Annotated in this window: 4 protein-coding genes; all 4 read left to right on the top strand. The window is 34.6% G+C overall.

Annotated features, from left to right (window positions below; all coding sequences use genetic code 11):
- Nucleotides 1-264: hypothetical protein (locus PLA12_14600; protein HOQ33719.1), on the top strand; the 264-nt coding region annotated here is incomplete at its 5' end.
- 12 nt (nt 265-276) lie between these two features.
- On the top strand, nt 277-951 hold the full coding sequence (locus tag PLA12_14595; protein ID HOQ33718.1) for a YggS family pyridoxal phosphate-dependent enzyme: 675 nt from the start codon (nt 277-279) through the stop codon (nt 949-951).
- A 33-nt stretch (nt 952-984) separates the two neighbouring features.
- Complete coding sequence (pheS, locus tag PLA12_14590; protein HOQ33717.1) at nt 985-2,001, top strand: phenylalanine--tRNA ligase subunit alpha; 1,017 nt, start codon at nt 985-987, stop codon at nt 1,999-2,001.
- 1 nt (nt 2,002) lies between these two features.
- Nucleotides 2,003-3,437: phenylalanine--tRNA ligase subunit beta (pheT, locus tag PLA12_14585; GenBank protein ID HOQ33716.1), on the top strand; the 1,435-nt coding region annotated here is incomplete at its 3' end.

The following is a 3,437-nucleotide window of genomic DNA, read 5'->3' as shown; positions in this document are numbered from 1 at the left end:
AGCGACCCTTATGGAGACTATCGTCTTCTTTTAATGGATGCTATGGATTTATATAATCAAGGGCGATTCCTTGAATCTATTGCTGTTTTGGATAAAGCAAGGTGGGAAAGTCCAAGTAACTTTGATGAAGCATCCGACTTAATTATCAAAATTAAACAAGAAGCCAATTTACCATTGACTGTGTCAGAGAAAAAAGCAATCCTTAGAAAAGCAGAAGGGGACCGTTGTCAGGGAATGCCCGAGGAAATTCCCAGCTCGGGTTAATTTTTGTGAGATATGAAAATGACAAATAAAGAAAATATAAAAATAAATCTGGAAGTCATTAAAGAAAAAATAGAAAATGCACGAAAAAAAAGTGGCATTACGGAACAGGAAATTACAATAGTTGCTGTTACAAAAACAGCGACCATAGAAGATGTGCAAATAGTATATGATTTAGGAATAAGGCATTTTGGAGAAAATAGAATTGAACTTGCTTTAGAAAAAATTAAAAATTCTCCTGCAGATACACAATGGCACATGATAGGAACTATACAAAGAAAAAAAATTCCTCTTATTCTTCAAAATTGTAAATTTGTTGATTCTGTGGACAGAGTAGAAGTTGCAGAAACAATTCAAAAAAGAATAACTAAGGATAATTTAGAGAAAATACCTATTCTTATCCAATTAAATATTTCAGGAGAAGAAACCAAACATGGCTTTTCATTAAGCGAGTTTGAAGAAATTTATGAAAAAATAAAAAAATTTGATACATTATATATTCGAGGTCTAATGACAATTGCACCTATAAATGCAAAAGAAAAAGTATTAAGACAAATTTTTGGAACAATGAGGAATATTGCAGAAAAATACCAATTAAAAACACTTTCAATGGGTATGTCGGATGATTATGAAATAGCCATCGAAGAAGGTGCTACAGAAATCCGTTTAGGTAGAGCAATATTTAGATAAAAGAGTTAAATAACTTTTTATAGGAATATATATATGATAAAAGACTTAGAACAAATAAAAGAATTTGCTTTACAGAAGATTAAAGAAGCAGAAACAACGGATATTTTAGAGCAAATTCGAGTTGAATTTTTAGGGAAAAAAGGAAAAATAACAGAAGTATTGAAAAAATTAGGTTCTTTACTTCCTGAAGAAAGACCTAAAGTCGGAAGTATTGCTAACGAAATTAAAGAAATAATTACCAATAATATACAAAAACAATATCAAATTGTTTTAGAAAAAGAATTACAAAAGAAAATAGAAAAAGAACAGATAGATATAACTTTGCCCGGTAGGACACAGGGCATTGGGCATATGCATGTTATTAATCAGGTAATGAACGAAATTACAGGTATTTTCATACAAATGGGATTTCAAGTTGCTTCTGGACCTGAAGTAGAAACCGAATATTATAACTTTGAAAGTTTAAATACTCCCGAAGACCATCCAGCCCGTGATGTCCATGATACTTTCTATATCAAATCTGGAGTTGTTTTAAGAACCCATACTTCTCCGGTGCAGATGAGAGTTATGGAAAAAACGAAACCTCCGGTCGCGGTGATTGTCCCGGGTAGGGTATATCGTGTTGATAATGATGCAAGTCACAGTCCTATGTTTAATCAAATGGAGGGATTGTTAGTTGATGAGGATATCACATTTGCTGACTTGAAAGGGACCTTAATGTATTTTGTCCATAAATTTTTCGGGGAAGATACTGCAGTCCGTTTTCGCCCCCATTATTTCCCATTTACAGAACCTTCCGCAGAAATGGATATCTCATGCACCGTTTGCAAAGGCAAGGGTTGTCGTGTATGCAAACATAGTGGTTGGCTTGAAATTTTGGGATGTGGAATGGTTTATCCCAAAGTTTTTCAGTATGCAGGTTACGATAATGAAAAATATCAAGGATACGCCTTCGGCTTTGGTATAGATAGAATGGCTATGCTAAAGTTTGCTATCCCTTCAATAAATCTATTATTTGATAACAACTTAAAGTTTTTGGAGCAGTTCTAATATGAAAATTTCATTAAACTGGTTAAAAGAATATTGTAATTTTTCTGTAAGTGTTAGCGAACTGGCTGAAAGAATGACTATGTTAGGGCTCGAGATTGAATCTATAGAAGAACCCGGCAAAGAAATAGAAAATGTATTTGTAGGGAAGATTTTAGATATACAACCACATCCACAAGCAGATAAACTCGTTGTATGCAAAATAGATATTGGAAAAGGGGAACCTCTACAAATTATATGTGGTGCTAAAAATATGAAAGTAGGAGATAAAGTCCCGACGGCTATAGATGGGGCGATGCTTCCGGGAGGATTTAAAATTACAAGAAGAAAAATGAGAGGAATTGAATCCTTTGGAATGATGTGTTCAGGAGCCGAATTAAAAGTAGAAGAAGACTCAGAAGGATTGCTTATTTTACACCCAGAAGCTCCTTTGGGAGAAGATATAAGAAAAGTTTTAGGTTTAGATGATGTAATTTTTGAGATAGAAATTACACCGAATAGGGGAGACTGGGCAAGTTACATAGGTCTCGCTCGCGAATTATCTGCATACTACAACATTCCTATGACTCTCCCACAAATAAAAATTTCTGAAATAGAAAAATCGGCTTCCTCGGTATCCCGTGTTACTATTGATTGTCCCGATTTCTGTCCAAGATATGCAGGAAGGGTTATTCAAAATGTCAAGATAGCACCCTCACCCGATTGGCTGGCTCGTAAATTGCTCAGTGCCGGACAACGACCTATCAATAATGTCGTTGATATTACTAACTTTGTTTTACTTGAAACAGGACATCCTCTCCATGCTTTTGATTTCGATAAATTAAATGAAAATAGAATTGTTGTCCGTCTTGCAAAAGAAGGGGAACAAATACGGACTTTAGATGGAGAACTCAGAACTTTAAACACAAGCCAGATGGTTATAGCAGATGCTATTAAACCGCAAGCCCTGGCAGGAATTATGGGTGGAGCAGATAGCGAAGTAGATAATAATACCGTTAATGTGTTTTTAGAAAGTGCTTATTTTGACCCCGTATCCATTCGTAGAACTGCTCGTGCTCATAGTCTTCTAACGGAAGCAGCACAACATTTTCAAAGAGGTGCAGACCCGGAAATGGTTACTTGGGCTATTGATAGGGCAACCTCTTTAATACAAGAATTAGCAGGTGGAAAAGTATTAAAAGGTATATTGGACGAGTATCCAAAAAAAATCCAAAGAAAAAATGTAAAACTCAGATATGAACGGACGAAAAAAAGAATAGGTGTAGAAATTGATAAAGATTTTCAGAAAACAACAATGATAAAATTGGGCTTTTCTATTAAACAGGAAAATGAAAATGAAGTTGATTTTATCGTTCCATCATGGAGACACGATGTTTCTCTTGAAGAAGATTTGATTGAAGAAATTGCTCGTTTTTATGGCTATGATAGAATTCCAAATA

Source organism: Candidatus Hydrogenedens sp., from assembly GCA_035378955.1.
In the GTDB taxonomy this organism is placed as follows: Bacteria; Hydrogenedentota; Hydrogenedentia; order Hydrogenedentales; family Hydrogenedentaceae; genus Hydrogenedens.
The sequence above is the reverse complement of the archived record's forward strand: the minus strand, read 5'-3'. Positions and strand labels throughout refer to the sequence as shown.